Raw genomic sequence first — 24190 nt, 5'->3', positions numbered from 1 at the left:
GTCGTCAGCTTCTCTCGCTCGTCGCTCGTACATCGGCCAACAGGTCGTACACGGTGGACCGGGACACCCGCAGGGCCTCGGCGACGACCGGGACGACGCGGCGCACCGCGAACACGCCGACCTCGTCCAGGCGGGCGACGACGGTCAACCGGTCCGGGCGGGTCATGCGCTCGGCGGGGCGCCCGGTGGCGCGGACATGGCCGCCGACCACCTCGGCGACGCGCGCCGACAGGTCCTGTTCGAACAGCGGCTCGGGGCGTCGCACGGTCGGCGCGCCGAACGCGGACAGGACGGCGGCGGCCCGCTCCAGCGGCGCGCGGTCGAGGTTGACGCACAACACCGCGGCCGGCTGCCCGTGCGCGTCGCGCAACACCGCGCTGACCGACGACAGCCGGCGGCCGTCCGCGAGCACCTTCTCGTACGGCCCGTATACGTCGCGCGCCGCCGGATCCAACGCGGCCAACTCGCCCAGGGCCGAGGGGTCGCCCGGCCCGCGCGAGGTGAACGGGTTCCACACGGCCAGGACCCGGTCGGTCCCGGGATCGTGCAACACGACCTCGGCGTAGGGCCCGAGCAACAACGCGACGGCCCGCCCCACCGGCTCCCACATCCGCACCCGGGGATCCGCGTCGTCTTCGTTCGCCACCACACCCATGCCTGGACTGTACGTCCGGACCGGACGAAACGTCCAGTCACCGTCGTGCCGGGGCGCGCGCCGTCGGCACCGGGCGAGGGGGTGAGGGGTGGCTCAGAGCAGGCCGGCGCCGGGTGGGGCGGTGCCGAGGCTGGGGAGTTCGACGATTCGGTCCGGTGCGGGGGCCTGGATGTCGACGGGCTGGTCGTACTCGGACCAGGTCATGGTCGCCGTGTCGGAGCCGCCCTTGGCCGGGGAGCCGGCCATCTTGACGGGCAGGGCCGGGCCCTCGGCCGGGATGTACAGGAGGTCGGGGTTCTTCTCGCCGGGCTCGGCGAACACGACCACGCGCCGGCCGTCGACGGTGGAGTCGGGACGGCGATCGGCCTTCCCCAGGGTGGGGAGCACGGTGTGCGGGTCCGCCTTTTGGCTGAGGTTCTTCATGGTGGACCGGGCCGGGTCGTCGGTGGCCACGTGGCCGTACTTGCCGTCGAGCGAGTTCAGGAGGGCGGTCTTGTCGCGCCCGAGCCGCGACTGCCAGTAGGCGCGCGAAGCCTTGACGTAGACATCCTCACCGATCCGCACCGTCTCGATCGTGTAACTCGACGTCTTGCCGGTCGCCGAGTAGTTGCCGGTGCGTATGTCCAACCGGAGATCGGTGCGTTGGGTGGCGCCGTTGCGCCGCAACTCCACGGTGACACGGACCGAATGCACGCGGTCCACGGCCCTGGCGACCCGCTTCGACACCGCCTCGGCGCTCAACGTCGACAGATCGGCCGAGGCCGTGTCGGCCAGATCCGCAGCCGGCGAACATCCCGTCACCAGGACCATTCCCACCGCCGCGGCCGCCGCCAGGCGTCCCGACGCAGCCGAACCCACACGCGCCATCGATGATTCCGATCCGCTCCCGCCCCGACCCCATCGATCGTGGCTGCGGTACATGATCGCGGGCGCTCGGCGGCGGCACGACGCGGGGGCCGTCCGGGGTCGGCCGGGCCCGCGCGGCTGCGAACTCACCCACGGGGAAGGGAGGGAGCCGCGCGGGCGGATCATGGGCCGCGGCCAGTCTGCGGTGCGGGCGGGAGCGGTGACAGGGCACGAACTGCACTGGCACGGAAGAGTATTTCGTGCCACGCGCAATCCTCCGCACCCGGGACGGGCGGAGGTACGAGGAGCGTTGCGACGGCTTGACCCTGACGCAGGGTCAACCTTCCAGCATGGTCGGCATGACGACACAGACAACGCACGCGATCGAGGTGACCGGCCTCGGCAAGGCGTACGGCGACCACCGGGTGCTCGCCGGCGTCGACCTGACCGTTCCCGTCGGTACCGTCTACGCCCTGCTCGGGTCCAATGGGGCCGGCAAGACCACCACGGTCCGGATCCTGTCCACGCTGCTCCCGGCCGACGCCGGCCGAGCCCGCGTCGGCGGATACGACATACACCGTGAAGCCGCTCGGGTGCGGGCGTCGATCGGGGTGACCGGACAGTTCTCCGCCGTGGACGAGTTGCTGACGGGGCGTGAGAACCTGCGGCTGATGGCCGATCTCGGCCGGCTCGACCGACATCGGGCGCGGACCGGCGTCGAGCGGATGCTGGAGCGGTTCGACCTGGCCGATGCCGCCGATCGGCGGGCCGGGACGTACTCCGGCGGCATGAAGCGCCGACTGGACCTGGCGATGACCCTGCTGACCGGGCCGAGGCTGATCTTCCTGGACGAGCCGACCACCGGCCTGGATCCGCACAGCCGCCGCGAACTGTGGGGGATCGTCAGGGAGTCGGTGGCCGACGGAGTCACCGTCCTGCTCACCACGCAATACCTCGACGAGGCGGACCGGCTCGCCGATCGGATCGGCGTGCTCGACGGCGGCCGGCTGGTCGCCGAGGGCACCGCGACCGAGCTGAAACGGCTGGTCCCGGGAGGCCGCGTCGAGTTCCGGGCCGTCGACGGGGAGCACCTGGCCGAACTGGCGCGCCGGTGGCCCGAGTCGAGCCCGAACGCCGAGGCGCTGACCGTGACCGTGCCATACGACGGCAGCCTCGCCGCACTGCGTCGGCTCCTGGCCGGAGTGGACGACGACGCCGTCACCGGTTTTGCCCTGCACGCCCCCGACCTGGACGACGCGTTCCTGGCGCTCACCGGTCGGTCCGGCGTCGGCGCGCCCGCCGAGGGGGTGTCGGTATGAGCACCGCGACGTCGAGGTACGTCGTCCGCGACTCGATGACCATGCTGCGGCGCAATCTCAGGCACATGGTCCGCTACCCGTCGATGACGATCATGCTGATCGGGCAACCCCTGCTGTTCCTCCTCCTGTTCGTGTACGTCTTCGGCGGCACGATGGGCGCCGGTCTGCCGGGATCCGGGGCGGGGGATCGCGACGACTACCTGACCTTCATCACCCCCGGAATCCTGACCATGACGGTGGCGAGCGTGTCCATCGGCACCGCGGTCCTGGTCGCCGGCGACATGACCAACGGGATCATCGACCGGTTCCGGACCATGGCGATCGCCGAGAGTTCGGTGCTCACCGGGCATGTGCTGGGCGCGATGATCCAGACCGCGCACGCGCTCGCGGTGGTCCTCGGGGTGGCGTTCCTGCTCGGTCTGGAGACCGACGCCTCTGCCGCGCACTGGGCGGCGCTGCTCGGCCTGCTCGCGCTGCTGTCGTTCGCGATGACCTGGTTCACCGTGGCGCTGGGGCTGGCCAGTCCGGATCCGGAGACCGCGAGCAACCTTCCGATGATCTTCGTGATCCTGCCGTTCGTGGGCAGCGGATTCGTGCCGGTCGCGTCGATGCCGACCGGGCTGAGGTGGTTCGCCGAACACCAGCCGTTCACGCCGATCATGGACGCCTGCCGCGGCCTTGTGGCCGGATCGCCGGACGGGTCCGCCGTGTGGTGGGCGGTGGGCTGGTGTGTGGGAATCGGGTCGGTGGGATATGCGTGGTCCCGGCGGCTGTACCGAACCCGCGCGGCCAACCGGTAGCCGGACGGGCAGAGGAGAACGATCGAGGAGGCCGTGCCCACATGCTGACCATCGGTGAACTGGCGTCGTACGCCGGGGTGACGGTACGCGCCGTGCGGCACTACCACGCCAAGGGACTGCTGCCCGAGCCGGAGCGGGACCATTCCGGATACCGCCGCTACGGCGCCGGCGCCGTGGTCGAACTGATCAGGATCCGCACGCTCGCCGAGGCCGGCGTTCCGCCGGCCCGGGTAGGGGAGTTGTTGCGGGCCGACGAGGAGGAGTTCGCCGCCGCGATCGCGGCCGTCGACCGACGGCTGCGGGCCGAGATCCGGGAGCGGCAACGGCACCGCGAGCGCATCGCCCGGCTCGCCTCCGGGGACGGCCTGGTGCTGCCCCCGAAGGTGGTCGAATTCCTGGACCACCTGCGGGCGTCGGGCGTCGACGAGCGCATCGTCCGGGTCGAGCGCGACGGCTGGATCCCCCTGGTCGCACGCTCGCCCGAGCGTGTCCCGGAATGGATGGCGCGCAAACGCGAACAACTCGCCGACCCGCACCTGATCGCCTTCCACCGCATCCTGGGCCAAGCCCTCGACCGCGCCGACGACGATCCGAGCCTGGTCGAGTTGGCCGACGAACTGGCCGCCTGTCTCACCCGGATGGCCGACGAGCGGGGCGAGGCGTACGTCGACGACACCGACATCGAGCCCCCGTTCGCCGAACTGATGGACACCCTGGCCTTCGACGCCGCGCCCCCGGCCCGCCGCCTGATCGAACTCCTCGAACAACGCGGCTGGACCGGCTGGACCAGACTCGAACGGGTACGCCCGAAACGACGATGAGCCGAACAGGAAGGGCGAGGCCGGCGAGGGGCCCGGGCGGCGGTATCGGCTCTGGGAGCGAGTACGGGCGTAGGACGCGCGTGGCGGTCGAGTGTGCGGGGCAGTACTCGGGTCCTCGTACGCTCGGGGGACGCGTGGGCCCGGGTCGGCTTCGTAGCCTCGCACCGTGATCGACCATCGTGATACCCCCTCCTCCGACGGGGCCGCCGACCACGAGTCCGTGTCGCCCACCCGGCGTGCCGTGCTGCGTGGGTCGTTGGGCCTCGCGGCCGGCGCCACCGCGGCCGGTTCCGCTCTCGCCCCGTCCGCGTCCGCCGCCGAGCAACCACCCGCGCCCGCCGACCCGTCCGCCGCCGGCCCGGCCGCGCGGCACTGGCAGGCCAGGCTCGACGCACTGGCCGCCCGCCACCAGGTCCCCGGCGCCGCGCTGGGCATTTTGTCCGGCAACCGTGTCACGAAGCTCGCCACCGGCATGGCCAACGTCGACGACCGGGTCGAGGCCACACCGGACACCGTCTGGCAGATCGGCTCCGTCACCAAGGTCTGGACCGCGACCGTGGCGATGCGCCTGGTCGACGAGGGCCTGCTCGACCTCGACACACCGGTGACACGCGTGATGCCCGAACTGCGCCTGTCGGACCCGGACCGTACGGCCCGCCTGACCCTGCGTCACCTGCTCACGCACACCAGCGGGATCGACGGCGACGTGCTCACCGACACCGGTCGCGGCGACGACTGCCTGGAGCGATATGCCGCGCTGCTCAGGGACGTTCGCGGCGTGCACCCGCTCGGTCGCGCCTACTCGTACTGCAACGCCGGACTGATGCTCACGGGCCGACTCATCGAGCGCGTCACCGGTACGACCTGGGACGCCGCACTCCACGAACGCCTCCTGAAGCCGCTGGGGCTGACCCGCACGCACACCCTGCCCGAGGACGTGCTCGCCCACCGCGTCGCCGCCGGACACACCTGGGAACGGGATCGGCCCCCGCACGTGAACCCCGTCTGGATACCCCGCTCCTCGGGCCCCGCCGGCATCGCCTGCTCGTCCGCCGAGGACGTGCTCACCTTCGCCCGCCTCCACCTGGACGACGGCCGCGCGGCAGACGGCACGCGCATCCTGTCGACCCGTTCCGCCGAGGCGATGCGCTCGTTCCAGACCAACACCCCAGACACCGCCGACGGCGGCGAAACCCGCGGACTGGGCTGGGCCCGCTGGGACTGGAACGGCCGGACCGCCTACGGCCACGACGGCACCACCCACGCCCAGGCGTCCTTCCTGCGCATCCTGCCCGACGCCCGGATCGCCGTGGTCCTGCTCACCAACGGCGGCGACAACGCCGCGCTGCACGTGGACCTGTTCCGGGAGATCTTCACCGACCTCGCCCACGTCGCACCACGCCCGCGGCACACCCCCGACGGCAGTACTCCGCCACGCGATGCCGGCGGATACCTGGGCCGCTACCCGGCCACCGGCATCGTCGACGATGTCCTCGAACGCGACGGCGCGCTGTACGTGCGCCGGACGTTCGAGGGGCGGACGCCGTCGGAGTTCCGCCTCCTGCCGGCCGGCCGTGACCTGTACGTCCACCGCGTGTCCGACACGCGCGAGTGGCAGACGATCAAGTTCTTCACGCTGGACGGGACTCGGTATCTCTACCGAGGCGGCAGGGTCGTGGCGCACGAGGGCTGAGGGCCGGACGGGGTCCCGGGACCCCGAGCGTGACGGTGCGTCGCGCCGAACTCAGGTGCCGGGTGGGCAGGTTCTGGACACCTGTACCCGCGTGACCCCGAGCAGGCCGGTGAGCGGCACTTTGGCAGTGGTCTGTCCGGGGTTCACCGCGAGGCCGTCGGCGCGCAGGCGTTCGATGAGGTGTTCGGCGAGTGGGACGATCAGGTGCCGGCCTCGGCAACGATCGCTCGCGTGGCCGAAGGGGATGTAGCCCGGGTGGTCGTCCTCGTCCGACTCGTGCCAGCGCTCGGGGCTGAACACGTCGGGATCGGGCCACAATTCGGGATCGCGATGGGTCAGCAGCGGCAGCAGCAGCACGTCGTCGTGCGGACCGATCCGGGAGTCCACGGCGGAAAACTCGGGGGACGCCACTCGCAGAATGTTCCACGACGGCGGCAACAACCGCAGCGACTCCAGCACGATGTGCCGGTTGCTCGCGTCGGGATGGAACGGCGAGCCGAGCCAGAGCGCGTTGGCGACCAGTGCCGCGACCCCCAGGCACACCGGCGCGGCGACCCGGCGGTACAGGCCCATGGCGTAGCGCCGGTCGCCGTGCTCGGCGGCGGCGGTGGCGGTGGCGGTCGCGAGGCGGGACACCGGTGGGTCGAGAGCGGGCTTTCCCGGCAGGACGGCACTCGTGCGGACCATGGCGCGGGTGAGTACCGGCGCCTTTTCGAGGCGGCGATCGGTGAGCATGCGGAACCGCAACGGGTCGGACCCGAAAAGAAGATCGCGAAGATAGGCGTGACCCATACGCGGCCAGATTCCGGAAAGATCGACGGAATCGGGAGCCGGTCCGCCCAATGCGGCGCGCACGTCGTGCGAGACGGCCCGCAGGACGTCGTTGGCCTCCACCCGCTCTATCGATCTTCCCTGGAGCGGCTTGAAAGTCGGCCGCTCGAATTCGTGGGCCGATCTGCTCTCCAGGAGTTTGTTGATCAATTCCGGATCGGCGACTCCGACGGTGTCGCCGTCGATGCGGAAAAACCCCGCACCGCGACGCTCGCGCAGGAGTTCCTCGATCCTCGGTGCAAAAAGGGTGACCCGGGCACTTCCGACCGTGTCAAAACGATTCATCGGTGCTCTCCACAGGACGTAGAGTCTCCCGCCCGGTGGAGCCGGGACGCGGCTCCACCGGGCGCGAGCCCGGGCGGCGATCCGACTCGGCCGAAGCTCAGGCGGAGTCGATCGAAACGATCAGCTGTACCAGATGAACCAGGTGGCGGATTTGAGGCTCTTCTCGACCCTGAACCTCTTGGAGAAAGAGTTGACGATCTTCACCACGACAACCTCCAGGTGACTGTGGACCGGCCGGGTCCCCTATACGACCCGGGCCGGTGGAGCGATATCCACTGCTAGAGAATCCGCCTTTCGATTCTCGTCGCCTCGAAAGTGAAGCCTTGATACGAAAGGTGCGTCAATGTGATGTAGATCACAGATCAAAAAGGCTCCCACACACTCCTCACACGCTACTCACACACTCCTCACACAAAAGATGTAAGCGGCTGTTCGGCGATCTTGGGTGTGCGGTTGCCGGAAGATCCGTCGGCGGTTCCGGGTATGTGCGGGAGGCGAGTGCGAGCGCGAATAAACGGATTTCTTTCGGCCACGGGGAAAGTGGGCCGGCGGAGCCGGATGCCCGGGCCGGTGGCAACCGGCGGCGGTGACGGCTTGGCGGCCTCGCCGTCCCGCCGAGGTGGGCCGATGTGGCGATGGTCGTGGTCGGGGTGCGTGTCACCGAAGGGATGGGTGGCTTGGTGAGGCGACGCGATGCCATCACGGGTCGGGCGGCCGTCCGATCGTTCGGCCGGCGCGAAGTGGTCGGTGGCATAGGGGAGTTCGGCGTGTCCCGTTGGCCCGGGCGGGAGGTCGGAAACCGTTCGTCGGCCGAAGCCCCTCCCGGACGCGCCGCCGTTCGCGCGCCCGGGAGGGCCGCTACCGGAACGCCGGCAGGTTGCGGGCCACCCATTCGCCGAACGGTCGGGCCGGACGACCCAGGACGTTCGCCACGTCCGGGCCGACCTCCACCTCGGCCGGCAGCGGGAGGCCGAGGGCGTCCAGGGTGCCGCCGATCGCCTCTTCCGGCATGAACTGCGCCATGTGCGCGTGGGCTTCCTCGCGGGACAGCTCCACGAACGCGACCGGTTCGCCCAGCGCCGCCGAGATGACCTCGGCCTGCCGGCGCGGGCTGATCGCCTCGGGTCCGGTCAACTCGTAGGTTCGGCCGGCGTGACCGTCCTCGCGCAGTATGACCGCGGCCATGTCGGCGATGTCCGCGGGGTCGACGACGGGCAGCGCCGAGTCGCCGAACGGGGCGAAGACCGTGCGCTTGCCGCGGATCGACTCTGCCCACGCGAAGGCGTTGGACGCGAAGGCGCTCGGGCGCAGGACCGTGAAGTCGGTTCCCGACGTGCGCACCGCCGCCTCGAACGCCCGCAACCGGGCATGCGAAGCGGCCTGGGGACGGGTGCTGTTGAGCTGGGACGAGACCAGGACGATGCGCCCGACCCCGGCGTCCGCGGCGGCGCCGACCAGGTGGTCCGGGCTTTCTCCGTGGGCGTTGAGTTCACCCGCCACAAGGACGAACAACGCGTCGGCGCCGTCGAGGACCGGCCGCATGCTCGCCGCGTCCCCGACGTCGGCGCGGGCGTGCCGTACGCCGTCCGGAAGGTCCGTGAGTCGCGGGCGCCGCGACACGGCCACGACGTCCTCGCCCGCTGCCGCCAACTGCCCCACAAGCGCCCGGCCGATGTTGCCGGTCGCACCCGTGATCACGATCATTGTCGTCTCCTGCTTGTTAGTTAGTTGACTGACTCAATTCGACGAGAGTGACCGTAGCACGCGTTTCGCGCATCTGTCACCGGATGTCGGTGGGGCCGGGTCTCGCTCGGGCCGGGTGTCGGTGGAGCCGGTCATACTCGGTCGGACTCCGACCCGGAAGGTGGACCATGGACGGCACGCCCCCGCCCCGGCACTACGCACCCCGATGGGACGGGGACGATCGACCCGCTCCGCCCTCCGTGGGAGGCGAGCGGGAAACGCTGAGCGCGGTGCTGGACTGGCACCGGGACACGTTCGAGCTCAAGTGCGCCGGGCTGTCCTCGGAGCAGCTGTCCGAACGGGCGGTACCGCCGTCCACGATGTCCCTGCACGGCCTGGTGCGGCACCTGGCCGGTGTCGAGCGCTGGTGGTTCCGCATCCAGTTCGCCGGCGAGGAACTTCCGCTGCTCTACTACTCCGACGAGGATCCCGACCAGGACTTCGACAGCCTGGACGGGGACACCGACGAAGCCTTCGCCGTCTGGCGGGCCGAGTGCCAACACTCGCGCCGAATCACCGCCGCCGCGCCCTCGTTGGACGAAACGGGAACGCGCAAGCGTACGGGGGAGCCGATCTCGCTACGCAGAATCCTGGTCGACATGATCGCCGAATACGCCCGCCACAACGGCCACGCCGACCTCCTCCGCGAACGCCTCGACGGCACAACGGGCATGTGAACATCGCGGCCGCGCGGATCGGGCCGACCGACGGCGGGGCGTGAGGCGGCGGAGCCGAGCCGACGCTCGGGCACCCCGCGGGGTCGGCGTAGACTGCGCGACCGAGTCCGGATTGTCGTGGAGGCGTTTGTGATATCCCGTCCGCTGGCGGTGTTCGACCTGGATGGCACGGTGGCCGATACCCGTCACCGGTTGCACTTCGTCGAGGCGTCGCCCCGGGACTGGGACGCGTTCTTCGCGGCCGCGACGCGGGACGCGCCGCTCGCCGAGGGTGTCGAACTCGCGCGGAGCAGTGCGGAGGCGCACGAGGTGGTGTACCTGACCGGCCGCCCGGAGCGCTGCAGGCGCGACACGGTCGACTGGTTGGATCGCCACGGGCTGCCCGCCGGCCGCCTGCTGATGCGTGCCGAGCGGGACCGCCGCCCGGCCCGGGTCGCCAAACCCGCACTGCTGCGAAAGCTCGCACGCGGCCGGACCGTCGCGATGGTCGTCGACGACGACGCCCTGGTCTGCGACGCCTACCGAGCCGCGGGCTTCCGGGTGATCCGCGCCGACTGGATGCCCCCCTCACAGACACTGCGCCAAGCCCAGCACGACGCGGGCCGCACCTGATCCCCCCGACCGGCCCAGGCCCGCAACTCACGCACCCGACGGCCATGTAGGCCCGGTCTCCGGGTCGTGAACCAACCGCGCCCGCGCCTCGACGACATCCACCCGCGCCACGTTTCCCCTCGGGTTGGGTTGCGTTGGTTTGGGGTGATCGTATGTCACTTTGTGGCGGCTGCTGTTTGCCACATGGTGTAGGAGTATTCGCTCGTGGTGCTGAGGGCCAGGGTGCCGAAGTGGCCGTCGGTGGTTTGCAGGCAGTAGTGGCCGTAGGGGTTGAGCTTGTTGAAGTCGCTGCCCCAGGCGTCCGGTGGTTCGGTGATGCAGTCCTGTAGGGACGGTGTCTTGTCGCCGGAGAACTTCGTGTACCGCGCGCCGTGTGCGGCCGAGGGGCCGCCGAGGCCGGCGTGCAGGTCGGTGCCGGCGTGCGAGGCGGAGCGTTTGTCGGAGTCGAAGTCGTAGTCGGTGTACTTGCCCGCCACCAGGAGCCGGAACTTGCCCGAGCTGCGCACCGGTTGCTCCAGGCTGTCCACGACGGCGACGGCGGTCGCGGTGTCCGAGGTGGCGTCGATCGTGATCAGCTTCCGACTGGGCTCGAACGACTGCGCGGTACGGCCGTTGGTGAGCACGTACACCTTGCCGGCGTAGGCAACTCGGTATCCGGCGTTCCGCACGGTGCCGCCGACCTTGCGGCGCACCACGATCGTCCAGTCGTTGTCGACCGGTTGCGTCGTGGCGGGGGCGATTCGATGCGTCACGGGGACGACGCCGCCGGACGGGCCGGTGCCGGGGCCGGGGTCGGATGTGCTCGCGGCGAGCAGTGCTTCCAGGGCGATCGGTCCCAGCACGGTCACCGTGAGCTTGGCGGCCTGCTCGACCGTGATGTCGCCGCCCTGGCTCATCATCAGCCGGGCCACCTCGACGGTCAGCGCCGGAAGACCCTGCTTGACCACCACCCCGCAGGCGACCAGCGATCCCGCCACGGTCGCCGCACACACCGTCCGGCCGAGCGTGCGCACGCCCGACGCCTGGTTCGAGGACACACCGAAGGACATGCCGAATACCCCCACCGTCTCACCGCGTCCGGTGATCGGCGCCCGGTGGACGCGGATACGGACGCGCTTCCCCCACGGTCGCCGCGCACCACCGCGCACGACCCTCCCCGATCAGGGTAGGCGGACTCGCCTGCGCCGGCGGGGGTTTCGTCGAGATGGCGGGGGTGGGGCGCCGGCGAAAGCGGCGCCCTGGGGTGGAGGCCGCCTTCGCCGGGCGCGAGGGTCGACTCAGTGCTCGACGTCGTGCTGCGCCGGTGTGTTCGCGTCGACGGGTTCCAGGACGAAGACCGGGATCAGGCGGTCGGTCCGGAGTTGGTAGTCGGCGAAGTCCGGGTACGCCGCCACGGCCCGGCGCCACCACACGGCCTTCTCGTCGTCGAACACCTCGCGCGCCCGATACCCGCCGGCGACCGTGCCGTCCTGGAGGCCGACGACGGGTTCGGCGACGAGGGAGGCGTACCACTGCGGGTTGGTCGGTTCGCCGCCCTTGGAGGCGACGGCCGCGTAACGCCCCTCGTGCTCGACGCGCATCACCGGTGTCTTGCGGATCTTGCCGGACTTGGCGCCGCGATAGGTGAGCAGCACGGTGGGCAGGCCCTTGATCGTGATGCCCTCGGTGGTCCCGGTGCGCATGATCTGCTCGACGTGCTCGCGGACCCACGGCGACGCGCTCGGTTCGTAGTCGCCGGTGGGTATTGCGCTCGTGCTCTGGTCGATGTCGGTGGTCATGGCTCTCCTCGACGGGCGGTGACTGTGCCTGACGGCAGATTGATTATGCGCATAAGATTATGCGCATAATCAACCCTGTGTCGAGGGGGCCCGGCCGACCGGGGCGTCAGGGCGTCATGGCCTTGCGGACCTGCTGGTGGTCTCGGTGCGGCCCGCGCCGAATCGTTCCAGCGCGGTGTCGATCGTGTCGGGATCGGCGCGGCCGACGGCCAGGACCGCGATGCGCTCGCCGTCCTGGGCCAGGAGGGTCGGGTACGCCGTCACGCCCAATTCGGCCGCCCGCCGGAAGTCGGCCTCGGCCGAGTGACGCCCGGCCGGCGCGTCGAGCGCGGCGGCGATCTCCGTCGTGTCGAGGCCGGCCGCGGCGGCGACGCGGAGGAACGTACCGGGCTCCGACAGGCTCAGCCCGTCGCGGTAGAACGCGGCCTGCACGTCACCGGCCAGTGCCGCGGCCCGATCCGGCGCCGCCCGCCGAAGCACCGCCATGCCGTGCGCGGCCGCCGCGGAGTCCATCACGAACGACCCGTCCGCGATCAGCCGCTCGTACGCCGGCCCGAACGCGACCCCGGTCAGCTCGCTGATCCGGGCATTCGCCCCCTGTACGTAGCCGAACTCGCGGATCGGCACGGCGCGCGGCCCGGTGAACAGCCCCCCGGACACCACCTCGACGGGCAGTTCGGGCCGGCGCGCGGTGACCTCGGCGAGGGTGGGGGCGAAGCCGTAGGACCAGCCGCAGTATGCGTCGAAGACGTAGATGAGTTTCACGGGAAGGGACCTTTTCGGGAGGGAATGGCTCGGGTGCACGCACCGCACCGCTCCGGGCGCAACCGCTGCCCGGGGCAATGTATCTGCTCCAACAGTATCTGCCCTGTCAGGTATTCCCGTCGCGGTGTGTACTCGATCGGGCGACCCGGCGAGCGCCGGCGGCCCTAGCGCAGGCGCGGCAGCGCGTCGCGGGCCGAGTGGGACAGGATGCGCAGGCACTCCATGAACTGTTCCCGGGCCTCCTCCGGCAGCGGGGCCAGGAAGTGGCGGCGGATGTTCTGCACGTGGAGTCGACTGGCCCGCACCACGACGTCCCGGCCGTGCGCGGTGAGCCGTACCAGCTTGCCGCGACGGTCCGTGGGGTCGTCGGTGCGCGTCACCAGGCCGGCCGCCTCCATGCGGTCCACCAGGCGGGTCATCCCGCCCGTGGTCAGGACCCGCTCCTGTGCGATCGCGCGCATCGACATGCCGGCGCCACCCGCCCGGCCCACGATCAGCAGCACCTCGTACATCAGGTGACTGATCCCGAACTCCTCCTCGATCGCGCCGCCGAGCAGGTATTCCAGCCGCCCCGCCGCCCCCTGCAACCGCCCGAACGCGAGCACCAGCTCGTCGTTCGCGGCATCCTGCGCCGACTCGATCCCGGCGCCGTCGTTCTCGCCCACGCTCCGCCCCCTTCGCTCGCCCCATCCGACTCCCACGACGATCATCGCGCCTCCGAGATCATCGCCTCTCCCACTCCCGGCCGGCGCCGTGGCTCGGCGCGGGGACGGCCCCGCGCGTTCAGTCGAACGAGGGATGGCATCGCGCCGTCGCGCGCCCTCACGCTGGAGGTCGACAACGGGGCCGGGCCCGGGACGCAGCGGCGGAGAGGCGGGCGTGTGCAGCATGACCGCGCGTAGGGACTTCCTCGGGTCCGTGACGGCCATCGGCGCCTCGACGTTCCTCGGCGGGATCGGCGCCGCGGCCCCGGATGCGGGCGATCCGGGGCCGGATCCGGCCGGCGCCGAACTGCGGGCCCGCAACACGATCGTCGCGATCGACGGCGCCACGCGGCGCCACTACGACACGCTGCGGGCCGAGCTGATCCCGCACCTCGGGCCGGTCGTCGTCGTGGAGAACGACTCCCGAGGCGGCCTGTTCACCCTCGTACACGAGGGCCGGCGGGAGTCGCTGTGGCCCGTCTCCGACATCTTCGAACCGGCCAAGTCGATCGCCCACGTGCCGTTGGGCATCTTCTCGATCCTCGCGCCATACCTGAGCCGGCGAATCCCGAACCCGCCCGGTACCGCGCGCCTGGACCGGCACGACGTGGAGATGGTGGCGTTCAAGGGCCCCGGTACGAACGAGTGGATCGGTCCGCTTCGGGCCTTCGGCGCCACCCTGGCCGACGCCCGACGGCAGCTCGACGATGCGCGCCTGCCCGGCCGGCTCGCTGTGGCGAGCGGGCAAATCCTGGACGCGGCGCTGGAGTTCATCGCACAAGCGACCGGCCGTGCCGCCTTCGACATGCGGTCGTTCGAGGACTTCACCGGCGGCCTGGGCGAGGCCATCGCCACCAACATCGAGTACGCGGCCCGGGCGCAGATCGACGGCGTGACCGAGCTGATGAACCGGTGGCGGGACGAGGTCGGCCCCGCCGGTTGGCCCGGCCTGTACGTCGTCGTCCTGTCGATCTGGACCACGTCCGCCCTGAACCAGAACTCGATCATCGTCAAACGGTTCATGGACCCCGCGACGGCCGACTCACACCTGATCGACATCGCGACCGCCCAGCCGCCCACCGACCCGGTCCTCGTCGCCCTCGACAACCTGGCCCGGATCGTGCAGGACAATGTCGCGGCGGAACTGGTGTTCCCGCACGACCGGCGCTCGGCGGACGCGTTGAAGGGTCGCGAGGACCTGCTTGCCCAGGAGATCCTGCACCAACTGGCCTGCCCCTACCGGGATTCCAAGCGGCCGATGGGCACGGCGCGGTAACCGCCGGTCGTGGCGGGGCGTTGGGCCGAGCCGGCCGGTGTGTCGGAGACAGCCCCTACTGTTGCCCGGCATGGGAGTTGCGTCGCTGGAGCGAATACTGCGTGCGGATCCGGGAGATCTCGGCACCTGGCGGGCCTACGGTGAGCTGTTGCGGGAGCAGGGTGATGCCCGTGGCAGCCTCATCGAGTTGGATCTGCGTCTCGCGAGCGAGGTCCGCGACGACCGACGGCGGGCGCTGCGAGCCGAGATCGAACTCCTGACGCAGGAGCACCGGGAGCGCTGGGACGCCGAACTGCCGGAGGGCGTACAGGCCGTGGCGCGGCTGCACGGCTTCGCCACGAAGGTGGTCGTCGCCTGGGAGCCGGAAGCCCCCGCGCGGATCGCCGAGGCCCTGGCGGGCCGCTTCGTGACCGGACTGCGGATCCGGCCGGGCAGCGCCGCCGAGGAGGCGGACGCCGAATACTTCGACGACGAACCCGACTTCGACGAACACGACATGCCGCTCCCGCCGCCGCCCCACGAGGCGGACGCCCTCGCGGATCTCGACCTCGGCGGAATCCGCGAACTGGACCTCTCGTACTTCCGCTTCGCGGACCCCGGCGCCCGATGCCTCGCCGCGGCGACCTCCACCGGACGGATCGACACGCTCGACCTGCGCTACTGCGGCATCGGCGACGACGGCATGGCGGCCCTGGCCGCCTCCCCGAACTTCGCCCACGTCCGGCGACTGCACCTCCAGCGCAACCGACTCACCGGCGAGGGCGTACGCGAACTGGCCCGTTTCGAGTGGCTTCGGGACCTCGACCTCCGCTACAACCACATCGGCGCCGACGGCGCGCAGGCCCTGGTCGAGGCGCCGTTCGCCGGTTCGCTACGGCGACTGCTCGCCCACCGCCAGGACGTCACCGACGCCGGCGTGCGGATTCTGGCGTCCGCCACCGGGTTTTCGAGCGCACTGCGCAGCTTCTGGAGGAGCGTGTGACCGCCATCGACCTCATCGAACTCCGCGACCGCTTCTTCGCGTTGTCGGCCGGCTCGACGGGCGCGGTCAACCGGGACGAGGTGGCCCGCTACCGCGCCGAGGTCGACACGATCGACACCGGAGCGGCCGCCGTCGTCGACGGCTTGGCGGTGTCCTGGCATCCGACGGCACGCTTCAAGGCGGTGCGCTTCGTCGACGCGGAGCACATCGACGCGGCGGTGCGGGAGCGGTTCGCCCGGCCGAGCGCTGAAGTCCCGCACCTGGCCGCCGTGTTCGTGGACCCGCGCGAACTGTCGTTCCGAACCTTCGAGAACATCGTGCCCCTGGACCGCCTCTTCGAGGGTGTCCCGCTGGAGTTCACCCTCGACGAACCGGTGCGACTCGCGCGGGACGCCTACTCGGCACGGCTGCGGTTGCCGGACGCCGCCCGCGCCCGCCTCGAGGGCCTGGACGCGTCGAACCTCTACGTCCCGCCGCTCAACGGCGGCTCCCGTGGCGGCGAACGTTTCATCTTCCACTCGGCGTTCCTGGCCGACGCGCTCACCCAGGCGGTGGCCGGAGGGCTGCCGGAGGCGATGCTCGACGGCTTCTCGCACGTCAACCCGGTATTCCGGTGCAACCGCTTCGAGCCCGGCGACGCCAATTTCCACCGGCATCGGGACACGCCCTACTACGACGCCGCACGTGGGCACGTCTCCCGGTACACGGTGCTGCTCTACCTCACCGGCGGCTCGGGCGAGCCCGCGCTCGACCTGACCGGGGGCGTCGCGCTCACCGACATCGCGGCCTTCGACTGCGTCGTCTTCGACCAGCGGTACGAACACGAGGGCGCGCCCTACCGGGACGGCCGCAAGGTGTTCCTGCGCACCGAACTCGTCTACCACCGGGCCGAGTCCGACATTGCCCACGATCCCGAGATCGGCGCGTTGTTCGGCAAGGCGTGCTACCTGACCGGCGAAAGCGTCTTCGCCCCGGAGCTGGCCCGCTACGCCGACGCCTACTACAACCGTGTCGCCGCCGCGCACTGGAACGTGCCGACCGCCGACGACGCACGGCGCGAACCGTTCGTCCACAAGCGGTTCCGCGGGGTGGACTTCGTCGCGAACGGCTACGACTTCTGGTTCGGGCGGCGCGAGGGGTTGTCACTGGCCGCGTGTGCCGCGATCACCCTGCTCGACTACTTCAACTGCAAGCTCGGCGACACGGCGTTCCGCGAAACGTGCGAGTCGGTCGTGATCGAGGCCGAGAACGCGGACTGGATCCCCGCCTTCCTCGCCGAGCAATGGGGCGTGGTCCAGGGCGAGTTCGCGGAAGCACGCCCCGGGGACGCCGTCGCGCCCTTCGACAAGTCCCTGCTCTTCCCCGAATCGGAGGAGTCGAACGGCGCCTGCTGTCCGTTCCACGACTTTCTGAGCTTCGATGCCACGCGCCTCGGCGAGATCATCGAACTCAACGAGGCGGCACAGGACTTCGCCAAGGCGCACATCATGCCCGCGCCGATCCTGATGCTCGGCCAGGACGTGGTTCTGGATCCGGAGAAGTTCGTCGTCCGGGACAACCGGATCCACGTGCTCGGCAAGGATTCGCTGACCCCGGTGAACTTCGCGGCCTGCTGGAACGCGGGTGGCACGGAGACGAATTACCTCGATGTGGCGGCCACGGTCGACGCCGCCCACTTCCTCGTGCCGCCGATCCTCTACACCGAGACGGACGACTGCTTCCATCTGCGGTTCGACTTCTTCCGCAACACGTGGATGGTGAAGCACCACCAACTGCCGGTACCCGTCCCCAGGATCCGCGGCATCGAGGAAATGGACTTCGACCCCGACGAATGGGACGAGCCGGTTGCCGCGGCCGAGGCATACCCCTGGCTGACCGCGATAGACGGCTCACTGCTCATGGACCCCGCGGGCGAACCCCGCCCCACCCCGTGGTGGGCCGACGAGAGCCCCCGCGCAGACGACCTCCGCAGCCGGCTCGTGGACGTCTACGAGGACATCGACGACGAGGAGGAGGACGACTGACCCGAGTCCCGTGCCGGGACGGGGCCGGCTCCGGTGCGGCGGGGTCAGGCGTCGCGTTTTTCGAGGAGGAGGGTGCCGAGGAGCAGGAGGATCAGGGTTTCGGCCGCGAAGACCGCGAAGCCCGGCCAGGGTTGGAGCATCTTGTCCGCGGCCTCGACCGACATGACCTGGCTGCCGGCGTTTGCGGGCATCAGCTTGGCGATCCAGTCGCCGGTCTTGCCGGGGATCAGGCCGACCACGCCGCCGACCACGAAGATCAGCGCGATGCCCAGGGTGATGGCGCCGGCGGTGTGCCGCAGCAGTACGCCCAGGGCCATGCCGAACAGGCCGAGGACGGCCAGGTACAGGCCCGTGCCGATCAGCGCCCGGATCACGCCGGGATCGCCGAGGGGGACGCCGACGTCCTTGGCGTCGAGCATCAGGTTGGCCAGGAAGTAGCAGCAGAACCCGGTGACGGCGCCCACCACGAACAGGACCAGGGCCAGCACCACGGCCTTGGCGGTGAGCATCGACGCGCGCCACGGCACCGCGGTCAGGCTGGTACGGATCATGCCGGTCGAGTATTCGGCCGTCATCGACATCACGCCGAGCACCAGCGCGGCGATCTGGCCGAACGCGACGCCCACGGTGAGCAGATCCGGCGCGTCGTTCTTCCTGCCCTCGGCCACGTGCTTGGCCACGTCACTCGCGGCCAGGCCCGCGATGCCCCAGCTGATCAGCACGCTCACCACGAACAGGGCGAGCAGGGTCCACACGGTCGAGCGTACGGTCTTGATCTTGGCCCACTCGGAGTCCAGGATCCGGCCGAAGGTCAGTCGCGCGCCGGGCGCGACGGCGGTCGGCGCGGCGGGTGCGGTCGTCGTCATCGTGGCCTCATCCGATCCGGTCGGCGACGGTCGGCGGACCCCATCCCGGGACCGCCTCGGCGGCGACCTTCGGGGGTGTACCGCCGGTGTGGTATTCGACGCTGTCGGCGGTGAGCCGCATGAACGCCTCTTCGAGCGAGGCCTCGACCTTCGCCAGCTCGTGCAGGAACACCCCGTTGTGCCCGGCGAGATCACCGACCTGATCGGTGGTCACGTCCCGGACCAACAGCGCGCCCGCCGGGTCCCGGTTCACCTGCCAACCCTCCGCCGCGGCGAGTTCGGCGAGCCGATCCGCCTGCGGCGAGCGCACCTTCACGTGGCTGACCGAGTTCTCCGCGATGAACTGGGCGACGCCCGTGTCGGCGAGGATCCGCCCGCGCCCGATGACCAGGAGGTGGTCGGCGGTCAGCGCCATCTCGCTCATCAGATGCGAGGAGACGAAGACCGTGCGGCCCTCGCCGGCGAGGCGCTTCATCAGGTTGCGGATCCACAGGATTCCCTCGGGGTCGAGCCCGTTCACGGGCTCGTCGAACAGCAGCACCCGAGGATCGCCGAGCAGCGCTCCGGCGATCCCCAGCCGCTGGCCCATGCCCAGGGAGAAACCGCCGGAGCGCTTCTTGGCGACCGAGGTGAGGCCGACGGTGTCCAGGACCTCGTCCACGCGGGTGAGCGGGATGCCGTTGGACTTGGCCAGTACGACCAGGTGGTCCCGGGCGGTGCGGCCGCCGTGCAGCGCCTTGGCGTCGAGGAGCGCGCCGACCTCCACCATCGGCGCGCTCAGGTCGCGGTAGGCCCGACCGTCCACCGTCACCCGACCGGCACTGGGTCGGTCCAAGCCCAGGATCATCCGCATCGTGGTGGACTTCCCGGCGCCGTTGGGTCCGAGGAACCCGGTGACCCGTCCGGGGTGGACCTCGAAGCCGACGTCGTCGACGGCCGTCTTCGCGCCGTACCTCTTGGTGAGGTTTTCCGCAACAATCATGGATATGTGCCGCTTTCTCCTCGTGCGGTCTACATGATCGCTTCTGTCGAGGAAATCCGCATCCGCAGTGTGGGAAACGGGTGAACGGGCGGCCGGGGTGCCCGGTTCGCGGCGGGTGATCAGCAGGCGTTGAGGATGGACGTGAGGGCGCTCTTCTCGCTGCTGTCGACGGTGAGCGCGTAGTCGTGCTTGACCTGGACCCAGGCCCGGGCGTACGTGCAGCGGTAGGAGGCCTGGGGCAGCCATTCGGCGGGGTCCCGGTCGCCCTTCGAGCGGTTGGACGAGGCGGAGACGGCGATGAGTTGCGGGTCGTTCACGTCGTTGGCGAACGTGCGGCGACGCGTGGTGGTCCAGGCCCAGGCGCCGGAGGCCCAGGCCTCGGCCAGCGGTATCACGTGGTCTATGTCGAACGTCGACGGGTCGGTCGTGACGACGTTGTCGTAGGCGCTGGTCCAGGTGCCGGAGGTGGCGGAACAGGCCGAGTTCGTGGTCACGCCCGCGCCGTCGCGCTTGAGTATCCACTCGCGGGTGTCGCAGGTCCCGGAGATGGTGATCCAGGTCGGGAACAGGCTGCGGTCGTAGCTGTCGCCGTGGGTCTCGGCGGTGGCGGACATGCCGGCCAGATACGAGCGGGCGGTCGCGGCGGAGACGGGTGTCGGCAACGCGGCCTGCGCGGGAGTGGTCAGGGTCGAGGTCGCGGCGAGGGCAAGTACGGTGACACAGACGGTCGTTGCGGCGCGACGGAGCACGGTCGAGGTGGACAAGGTGTGGCCTCCCGAGTGACGTGGTGGCGTCCGGCCCGGACCCGGGCGCGGATCGCGACCAGCGTGCCGGACCCCGAGGGGCCGCCGGGACCCTACGTGGTGTGAATATTCGGTAACCGTGACCACGACGGCGGGTGCCGGTGCTTGGTACGAACTTGTCTGTGCGGCAGGCCGATCGAGGCGCCGGGCCGGGCACAGGGCCGCCGACGCGGCCGTTGGACCCCGGCGGGGAGCCCGGATTCGGATCCCGCGATGATGTACGGCAGTTGGCGCCGGTGGGGCCGTGGGTGATGGGGAGTCAGTTGTTCAAGCGTGTGCGGATGAGGTCGGCGCGGAACGCGGTGGGGGCCGCGGGGATCGTGTTGATGTTGGTCGCGGGATGTGCGGAAACCCCGGATCCATCGGGGAGTTCGCCGGACGAGACGGCGAGCGATGTCGCAGGCGACAACTCGACGCTCAGTGATCGGGTGTTGTACACGCGCGTTTCGCTCGCCGCGATGCGGGTGCGGACCGTGCATCTGCGGGGTGTGATCCGGGTGAAGGCGCGCACGGTGCGTATGGACATGCGGATCGACCTCGGTTCGAAGGCCTTCACCGCGACCGTCGAGGAGGTCGGCGTCGGGGTGTTCGATCTGGTCGGGACCGGCTCCGAGGTGTACCTCAAGGGGGACGCCGGGACCTGGAGCCGGACAAACCGGGAACTGGCCGAGCGACTGACGGACAAGTACGTACGGCTGCCCTCGGACAGCCCGCTCGTCACCGAACCGGACCGGATCAAGGACCTCGCCGACATGCGCGAGCTCGCCGAGGCCGTCCGCGACGGTGAGCGGCATCGCGACGCCGAGGTGGACGGCCGGCGGATGATCGTACTCGGGGGGCACGACGACACCTTGGGCGACATGCTGCTGTACATCCCCGCCGAGGGGACCGCGCTCCCGGCCCGGATGACCGTGGGGGAGGGGGCGGATACGGGCATCACGCTCGACTGGCTCGACTTCGATCAGCCGGTCGTCGCCCGCCGCCCCGATCCGGACCGCATCGTCGAACTCGCGCCCGGGCAACGCGTCTGAGGCCGGGTGGGCCGGTCTGCGGGTTCAGCGCGGGCGCGCCCAGTCGGGGGTCCAGGTTCCCGGCGCGTCGGGTGCGGTGGCCGTGTCGGCGAGGTGGGTGCGCAGGGTCGCCAGCGCAGGGTGGGGGTTGCCGCGCTGCCACAGGAGTGAGTGGGGGTAGACGGGCATCGGGTCGGTCACCGGGATGCGGCGCAGGCCGTGGTCGGTGGGCCAGACCAGGCGGGTGTCCCCGCCCATGAAGGTGGCCAGGGCGGGGGTGTCCGCGACGGTGTCCAGGAGTGCGTCGGCGCCGAAGTTGGGGCCGGTCGCCTCGATGGTGAGCCCGAACTCGGCAACGAGGTCGTCGTAATAGGCCGCCCACTCGGTGCCGGGGACGATGCCGGGCATCCAGATCCGATGCCCGGCGAGCCCGGCCAGGGGCACCGAGCGGGCGCCGGCCAGCACGTGTGCGGGGCCGGTGAGGAGTTGGAGAGGCTCGTCGAGCACCCGGGCGGACTCGATGTCGTCGGGGAGCGGCCGGCCCGGCATGGTGACGGCGCGGAAGGACGCGTCGATCGCACCGGACCGGATGGCGGCGATGGCCGTGTCGATGCCGAACAACATCACCACGTCGAGCTCGACCTCGGGGTGTGCCCGATGGAAGCCGCGAAGCAGGCCCGACGCCGCGCCGCGTGAGCTGAGCACGTCCACGCGCAGCGGGCGGCGGCCGATGCGTACGGACTCGACGGCCCGCTCGGCGACGCGCAGCAGCTCCCGGGCGTGGGGCAGGAACGCCTGTCCGTCGATGGTGAGTTCGGCGCCGCGCGGGGTGCGGGTGAACAGTCGTACGCCGAGGGTGCGCTCCAGTGCGGCGATGCGCTTGGAGACGGCCTGCTGGGTGACCGCCAGCTCGGTGGCGGCCTCTTGGAACTGCCCCGCCTCGGTGGCGGCGACGAAGGTCCGGACGGCGTCGAGGTCCATGCGGACACCCTATGGGCACAACCATTGGTTGTGGTGCGGCGGTCCGACGGTTGTTCAAGCCCCGGGTGTGCCGCCTGTGGTGGTGCTTGCGGTCGCCGATCGGTTGTACACGGAGTGAGACGCCGCAGGGAAGGTGACCTCCCAGGCCGCCTCGATCATCCGGAAGATCTCATCCACCGCGGCGTCCGGATCGGCCGCCTCGCGGGCCAGCGAATGGGCGTCGGTCACGAACCTGGCGATCGTCCGGCAGGCCGTGGTGCCCGGGGGCAGGTCGAGGTCGGCGGCGATGGCCGCTGCCAGCGATTCGGCGTGACGCAGTCGCATCGACTCCTCGTATTCGCGCAGTGCGGGCGTCGTGTCGATCATGTGCCAGGTCGGGGCGGCGCCCTCCGATGCGCAATGGCGCACCATGGCCCGCATCTCGCGCCGCAACGCGGGGACGATCGGCTCGTGCGGCTCCCGGTCGCCGACCGCCCGGGTGAGGCGTTGTTCGAAGTCCTCGTCCCGCTCGAACACCAGGGCCTCCTTCGAGGCGAAGTGCGAGAAGAGCGTGGTGACGGCCACGTCGGCCTCGGCGGCCACGTCACGGATGCCCACCGCGTCGTATCCGCGCTCCAGGAAGAGCCGCAGGGCGGTGTCGGCGATATTCCGGCGGGTCGCGGCCTTCTTGCGCTCGCGGCGGCCGACTGGCTCGGTCATGCGCCGATGCTATCAGGTATGAGACTGCAACAGTTTCAAAACACTAACCGTTAGTGCTACGGTCCACGGCATGAAGAAAGTGAGCTTCGCCGAGTTCGGCGGCCCCGATGTTTTGCACCTGCTGGATGCCGAGGAGCCCCACGCGGGCCCCGGCCGGATACGCATCGCCGTGCGGGCGGCGGGGGTGAACCCCGTCGACTGGAGGATCCGGGAAGGCCAGAAACTGTCGGCCCATCCGATCGAGCTGCCCGCCGGAGTGGGGCTGGACGCCGCCGGGGTGGTGGACGAGGTCGGCGAAGGCGTCGAGGGAGTCGAGATCGGCGACCATGTGTTCGGCGAAGGGTGGGACACCTACGCCGAGTTCGCCGTGATGTCGGCCTGGACCCGGATGCCCGAGGGGCTGAGCTTCGAGGAGGCGGCCGGCTACCCGTCCGTGGTGGAGACCGCGCTGCGCATCATCCGTGAGGTCGGTGTGGAACCCGGGCAGACGCTGTTGGTCAGCGGTGCGTCGGGGGGAGTGGGGTCGGCGGTGTTGCAGATCGCCCGCGATCGTGGCATCGCGGTGATCGGTACGGGCAGTGCTGCGAACCAGGACTATCTGCGCGGCCTGGGCGCGGTCGCCACGACCTACGGCGAGGGCTGGGTCGAGCGGGTGCGCGGGCTCGGCCGGGTCGACGCGGCGCTCGATCTGGCCGGCTCGGGAGTGATCCGCGAACTCGTCGAGCTGACCGGGGATCCGGGCAGGGTGATCTCCATCGCCGACCTCGGCGCGCCGGACCTCGGAGTGCGCTTCTCCGGCACGGCCGGAAGCGTGCCCGACGCGCTCGCCGAGGCCGCCGACCTCATCGCCCGGGGAAGGCTGCACATCCCGATCGAGAAGTCGTACACCCTCGCCGAGGCCGCGGCGGCACACGTCGACAGCCAGGCAGGCCACACCCGCGGGCGCCGAGTCATCCTCGTCTGAGGCCCCGCCCCGCTCCCGATCGCCACGATCGGGTGGGCGGGGGTGCGACCGGCCGGGCCCGGGTGGGCCCGGCC

25 protein-coding genes are annotated in these 24190 nt (G+C 70.7%); 11 read left to right on the top strand and 14 right to left on the bottom strand.

Annotated features, from left to right (window positions below):
* Positions 1–4: 4 nt before the first annotated feature.
* Both ACWGR4_RS38270 and ACWGR4_RS38265 read right to left on the bottom strand, forming a co-directional pair.
* Complete coding sequence (locus ACWGR4_RS38270; RefSeq protein ID WP_452133743.1) at positions 5–655, bottom strand: PAS domain-containing protein; 651 nt, start codon at positions 653–655, stop codon at positions 5–7.
* A 93-nt stretch (positions 656–748) separates the two neighbouring features.
* Positions 749–1522 (bottom strand): hypothetical protein, encoded by a 774-nt coding sequence (locus ACWGR4_RS38265; protein WP_452133744.1) that lies wholly within the window; start codon positions 1520–1522, stop codon positions 749–751.
* 338 nt (positions 1523–1860) lie between these two features.
* On the opposite strand from ACWGR4_RS38265, the gene ACWGR4_RS38260 reads away from it, so the two are divergent.
* From ACWGR4_RS38260 to ACWGR4_RS38245, 4 genes are all read left to right on the top strand, one after another.
* Positions 1861–2820, top strand: a complete 960-nt coding sequence (locus ACWGR4_RS38260) for an ABC transporter ATP-binding protein (protein ID WP_452133745.1) — start codon at positions 1861–1863, stop codon at positions 2818–2820.
* Positions 2817–3620 (top strand): ABC transporter permease, encoded by an 804-nt coding sequence (locus ACWGR4_RS38255; protein ID WP_452133746.1) that lies wholly within the window; start codon positions 2817–2819, stop codon positions 3618–3620. Before ACWGR4_RS38260 ends, ACWGR4_RS38255 begins: the two co-directional genes overlap by 4 nt.
* Positions 3621–3661: 41 nt before the next feature.
* Positions 3662–4441, top strand: a complete 780-nt coding sequence (locus ACWGR4_RS38250) for a MerR family transcriptional regulator (RefSeq protein ID WP_452133747.1) — start codon at positions 3662–3664, stop codon at positions 4439–4441.
* A gap of 166 nt (positions 4442–4607) precedes the next feature.
* Positions 4608–6134, top strand: a complete 1527-nt coding sequence (locus ACWGR4_RS38245) for a serine hydrolase domain-containing protein (RefSeq protein WP_452133748.1) — start codon at positions 4608–4610, stop codon at positions 6132–6134.
* A 51-nt stretch (positions 6135–6185) separates the two neighbouring features.
* Here ACWGR4_RS38245 and ACWGR4_RS38240 read toward each other — a convergent pair whose 3' ends face one another.
* The 3 genes from ACWGR4_RS38240 to ACWGR4_RS38230 all read right to left on the bottom strand — a co-directional run bounded on the left by ACWGR4_RS38240 (position 6186) and on the right by ACWGR4_RS38230 (position 8954).
* The gene (locus ACWGR4_RS38240) at positions 6186–7250 is read right to left on the bottom strand and encodes a cytochrome P450 (RefSeq protein WP_452133749.1); all 1065 of its coding nucleotides are present in this window, start codon (positions 7248–7250) and stop codon (positions 6186–6188) included.
* Between the two features lie 120 nt (positions 7251–7370).
* Positions 7371–7454 carry a tryptorubin family RiPP precursor gene (locus ACWGR4_RS38235; RefSeq protein WP_380002660.1) on the bottom strand — a complete coding sequence of 28 codons (84 nt, stop codon included), beginning with the start codon at positions 7452–7454 and terminating at the stop codon, positions 7371–7373.
* 654 nt (positions 7455–8108) lie between these two features.
* On the bottom strand, positions 8109–8954 hold the full coding sequence (locus ACWGR4_RS38230) for an NAD(P)H-binding protein (RefSeq protein WP_452133495.1): 846 nt from the start codon (positions 8952–8954) through the stop codon (positions 8109–8111).
* A 167-nt stretch (positions 8955–9121) separates the two neighbouring features.
* On the opposite strand from ACWGR4_RS38230, the gene ACWGR4_RS38225 reads away from it, so the two are divergent.
* Entirely contained in the window at positions 9122–9670 is a 549-nt protein-coding gene (locus ACWGR4_RS38225; RefSeq protein ID WP_452133494.1) for a DinB family protein, read from the top strand.
* A gap of 129 nt (positions 9671–9799) precedes the next feature.
* Complete coding sequence (locus tag ACWGR4_RS38220) at positions 9800–10282, top strand: phosphatase domain-containing protein (RefSeq protein WP_452133493.1); 483 nt, start codon at positions 9800–9802, stop codon at positions 10280–10282.
* A 155-nt stretch (positions 10283–10437) separates the two neighbouring features.
* On the opposite strand, the gene ACWGR4_RS38215 is transcribed toward ACWGR4_RS38220, so the two are convergent.
* The 4 genes from ACWGR4_RS38215 to ACWGR4_RS38200 all read right to left on the bottom strand — a co-directional run bounded on the left by ACWGR4_RS38215 (position 10438) and on the right by ACWGR4_RS38200 (position 13535).
* Positions 10438–11331 (bottom strand): hypothetical protein, encoded by an 894-nt coding sequence (locus ACWGR4_RS38215; protein ID WP_452133492.1) that lies wholly within the window; start codon positions 11329–11331, stop codon positions 10438–10440.
* A gap of 228 nt (positions 11332–11559) precedes the next feature.
* Positions 11560–12060, bottom strand: a complete 501-nt coding sequence (locus ACWGR4_RS38210) for a nitroreductase family deazaflavin-dependent oxidoreductase (protein WP_380002367.1) — start codon at positions 12058–12060, stop codon at positions 11560–11562.
* 114 nt (positions 12061–12174) lie between these two features.
* A complete protein-coding gene (locus ACWGR4_RS38205) occupies positions 12175–12825 on the bottom strand; it encodes a DsbA family protein (protein ID WP_452133491.1) in 651 nt (216 codons plus the stop codon).
* Between the two features lie 164 nt (positions 12826–12989).
* Positions 12990–13535, bottom strand: coding sequence for a MarR family winged helix-turn-helix transcriptional regulator (locus ACWGR4_RS38200; RefSeq protein WP_380002364.1), 546 nt, complete (start codon positions 13533–13535; stop codon positions 12990–12992).
* Positions 13536–13713: 178 nt separating this feature from the next.
* Between ACWGR4_RS38200 and ACWGR4_RS38195 the strand changes: the two genes are divergently transcribed.
* The 3 genes from ACWGR4_RS38195 (at position 13714) to ACWGR4_RS38185 (ending at position 17811) form a co-directional block, all read left to right on the top strand.
* The gene (locus tag ACWGR4_RS38195; protein ID WP_452133490.1) at positions 13714–14805 is read left to right on the top strand and encodes a hypothetical protein; all 1092 of its coding nucleotides are present in this window, start codon (positions 13714–13716) and stop codon (positions 14803–14805) included.
* Positions 14806–14875: 70 nt separating this feature from the next.
* Complete coding sequence (locus ACWGR4_RS38190) at positions 14876–15787, top strand: hypothetical protein (RefSeq protein WP_452133489.1); 912 nt, start codon at positions 14876–14878, stop codon at positions 15785–15787.
* Complete coding sequence (locus tag ACWGR4_RS38185) at positions 15784–17811, top strand: hypothetical protein (RefSeq protein WP_452133488.1); 2028 nt, start codon at positions 15784–15786, stop codon at positions 17809–17811. Before ACWGR4_RS38190 ends, ACWGR4_RS38185 begins: the two co-directional genes overlap by 4 nt.
* Positions 17812–17855: 44 nt before the next feature.
* Here ACWGR4_RS38185 and ACWGR4_RS38180 read toward each other — a convergent pair whose 3' ends face one another.
* The 3 genes from ACWGR4_RS38180 to ACWGR4_RS38170 all read right to left on the bottom strand — a co-directional run bounded on the left by ACWGR4_RS38180 (position 17856) and on the right by ACWGR4_RS38170 (position 20423).
* Entirely contained in the window at positions 17856–18677 is an 822-nt protein-coding gene (locus ACWGR4_RS38180; RefSeq protein ID WP_452133487.1) for an ABC transporter permease subunit, read from the bottom strand.
* 7 nt (positions 18678–18684) lie between these two features.
* Positions 18685–19659: an ATP-binding cassette domain-containing protein gene (locus ACWGR4_RS38175; protein ID WP_380002358.1), complete on the bottom strand. Its 975-nt coding sequence runs from the start codon at positions 19657–19659 to the stop codon at positions 18685–18687.
* Between the two features lie 119 nt (positions 19660–19778).
* Positions 19779–20423 (bottom strand): HNH endonuclease family protein, encoded by a 645-nt coding sequence (locus ACWGR4_RS38170; protein WP_452133486.1) that lies wholly within the window; start codon positions 20421–20423, stop codon positions 19779–19781.
* Positions 20424–20743: 320 nt separating this feature from the next.
* Here ACWGR4_RS38170 and ACWGR4_RS38165 point away from each other — a divergent pair, with 320 nt between their 5' ends.
* Complete coding sequence (locus ACWGR4_RS38165) at positions 20744–21493, top strand: hypothetical protein (protein ID WP_452133485.1); 750 nt, start codon at positions 20744–20746, stop codon at positions 21491–21493.
* Positions 21494–21517: 24 nt separating this feature from the next.
* On the opposite strand, the gene ACWGR4_RS38160 is transcribed toward ACWGR4_RS38165, so the two are convergent.
* Entirely contained in the window at positions 21518–22453 is a 936-nt protein-coding gene (locus ACWGR4_RS38160; protein WP_380002355.1) for a LysR family transcriptional regulator, read from the bottom strand.
* Between the two features lie 54 nt (positions 22454–22507).
* Complete coding sequence (locus ACWGR4_RS38155) at positions 22508–23152, bottom strand: TetR/AcrR family transcriptional regulator (protein ID WP_452133484.1); 645 nt, start codon at positions 23150–23152, stop codon at positions 22508–22510.
* Between the two features lie 70 nt (positions 23153–23222).
* On the opposite strand from ACWGR4_RS38155, the gene ACWGR4_RS38150 reads away from it, so the two are divergent.
* Positions 23223–24116 carry an NADP-dependent oxidoreductase gene (locus ACWGR4_RS38150; RefSeq protein WP_452133483.1) on the top strand — a complete coding sequence of 298 codons (894 nt, stop codon included), beginning with the start codon at positions 23223–23225 and terminating at the stop codon, positions 24114–24116.
* The last annotated feature ends 74 nt before the right edge of the window (positions 24117–24190 follow it).

The organism is Embleya sp. NPDC055664 (genome assembly GCF_053618075.1).
This window is presented reverse-complemented; position numbering and strand designations above follow the sequence as displayed.

Bases quoted from the DNA above. Each gene is read 5' to 3' on its own strand.
- ACWGR4_RS38240 (WP_452133749.1), bottom strand. From the start codon at position 7,250: ATGAATCGTTTTGACACGGTCGGAAGTGCCCGGGTCACCCTTTTTGCA.
- ACWGR4_RS38255 (WP_452133746.1), top strand. From the start codon at position 2,817: ATGAGCACCGCGACGTCGAGGTACGTCGTCCGCGACTCGATGACCATG.
- ACWGR4_RS38155 (WP_452133484.1), bottom strand. From the start codon at position 23,152: ATGACCGAGCCAGTCGGCCGCCGCGAGCGCAAGAAGGCCGCGACCCGC.
- ACWGR4_RS38265 (WP_452133744.1), bottom strand. From the start codon at position 1,522: ATGGCGCGTGTGGGTTCGGCTGCGTCGGGACGCCTGGCGGCGGCCGCG.
- ACWGR4_RS38180 (WP_452133487.1), bottom strand. From the start codon at position 18,677: ATGACGACGACCGCACCCGCCGCGCCGACCGCCGTCGCGCCCGGCGCG.
- ACWGR4_RS38175 (WP_380002358.1), bottom strand. From the start codon at position 19,659: ATGATTGTTGCGGAAAACCTCACCAAGAGGTACGGCGCGAAGACGGCC.
- ACWGR4_RS38200 (WP_380002364.1), bottom strand. From the start codon at position 13,535: ATGATCGTCGTGGGAGTCGGATGGGGCGAGCGAAGGGGGCGGAGCGTG.
- ACWGR4_RS38210 (WP_380002367.1), bottom strand. From the start codon at position 12,060: ATGACCACCGACATCGACCAGAGCACGAGCGCAATACCCACCGGCGAC.
- ACWGR4_RS38195 (WP_452133490.1), top strand. From the start codon at position 13,714: ATGACCGCGCGTAGGGACTTCCTCGGGTCCGTGACGGCCATCGGCGCC.
- ACWGR4_RS38150 (WP_452133483.1), top strand. From the start codon at position 23,223: ATGAAGAAAGTGAGCTTCGCCGAGTTCGGCGGCCCCGATGTTTTGCAC.
- ACWGR4_RS38225 (WP_452133494.1), top strand. From the start codon at position 9,122: ATGGACGGCACGCCCCCGCCCCGGCACTACGCACCCCGATGGGACGGG.
- ACWGR4_RS38215 (WP_452133492.1), bottom strand. From the start codon at position 11,331: ATGTCCTTCGGTGTGTCCTCGAACCAGGCGTCGGGCGTGCGCACGCTC.
- ACWGR4_RS38190 (WP_452133489.1), top strand. From the start codon at position 14,876: ATGGGAGTTGCGTCGCTGGAGCGAATACTGCGTGCGGATCCGGGAGAT.
- ACWGR4_RS38160 (WP_380002355.1), bottom strand. From the start codon at position 22,453: ATGGACCTCGACGCCGTCCGGACCTTCGTCGCCGCCACCGAGGCGGGG.
- ACWGR4_RS38250 (WP_452133747.1), top strand. From the start codon at position 3,662: ATGCTGACCATCGGTGAACTGGCGTCGTACGCCGGGGTGACGGTACGC.
- ACWGR4_RS38165 (WP_452133485.1), top strand. From the start codon at position 20,744: ATGAGGTCGGCGCGGAACGCGGTGGGGGCCGCGGGGATCGTGTTGATG.
- ACWGR4_RS38230 (WP_452133495.1), bottom strand. From the start codon at position 8,954: ATGATCGTGATCACGGGTGCGACCGGCAACATCGGCCGGGCGCTTGTG.
- ACWGR4_RS38260 (WP_452133745.1), top strand. From the start codon at position 1,861: ATGACGACACAGACAACGCACGCGATCGAGGTGACCGGCCTCGGCAAG.
- ACWGR4_RS38270 (WP_452133743.1), bottom strand. From the start codon at position 655: ATGGGTGTGGTGGCGAACGAAGACGACGCGGATCCCCGGGTGCGGATG.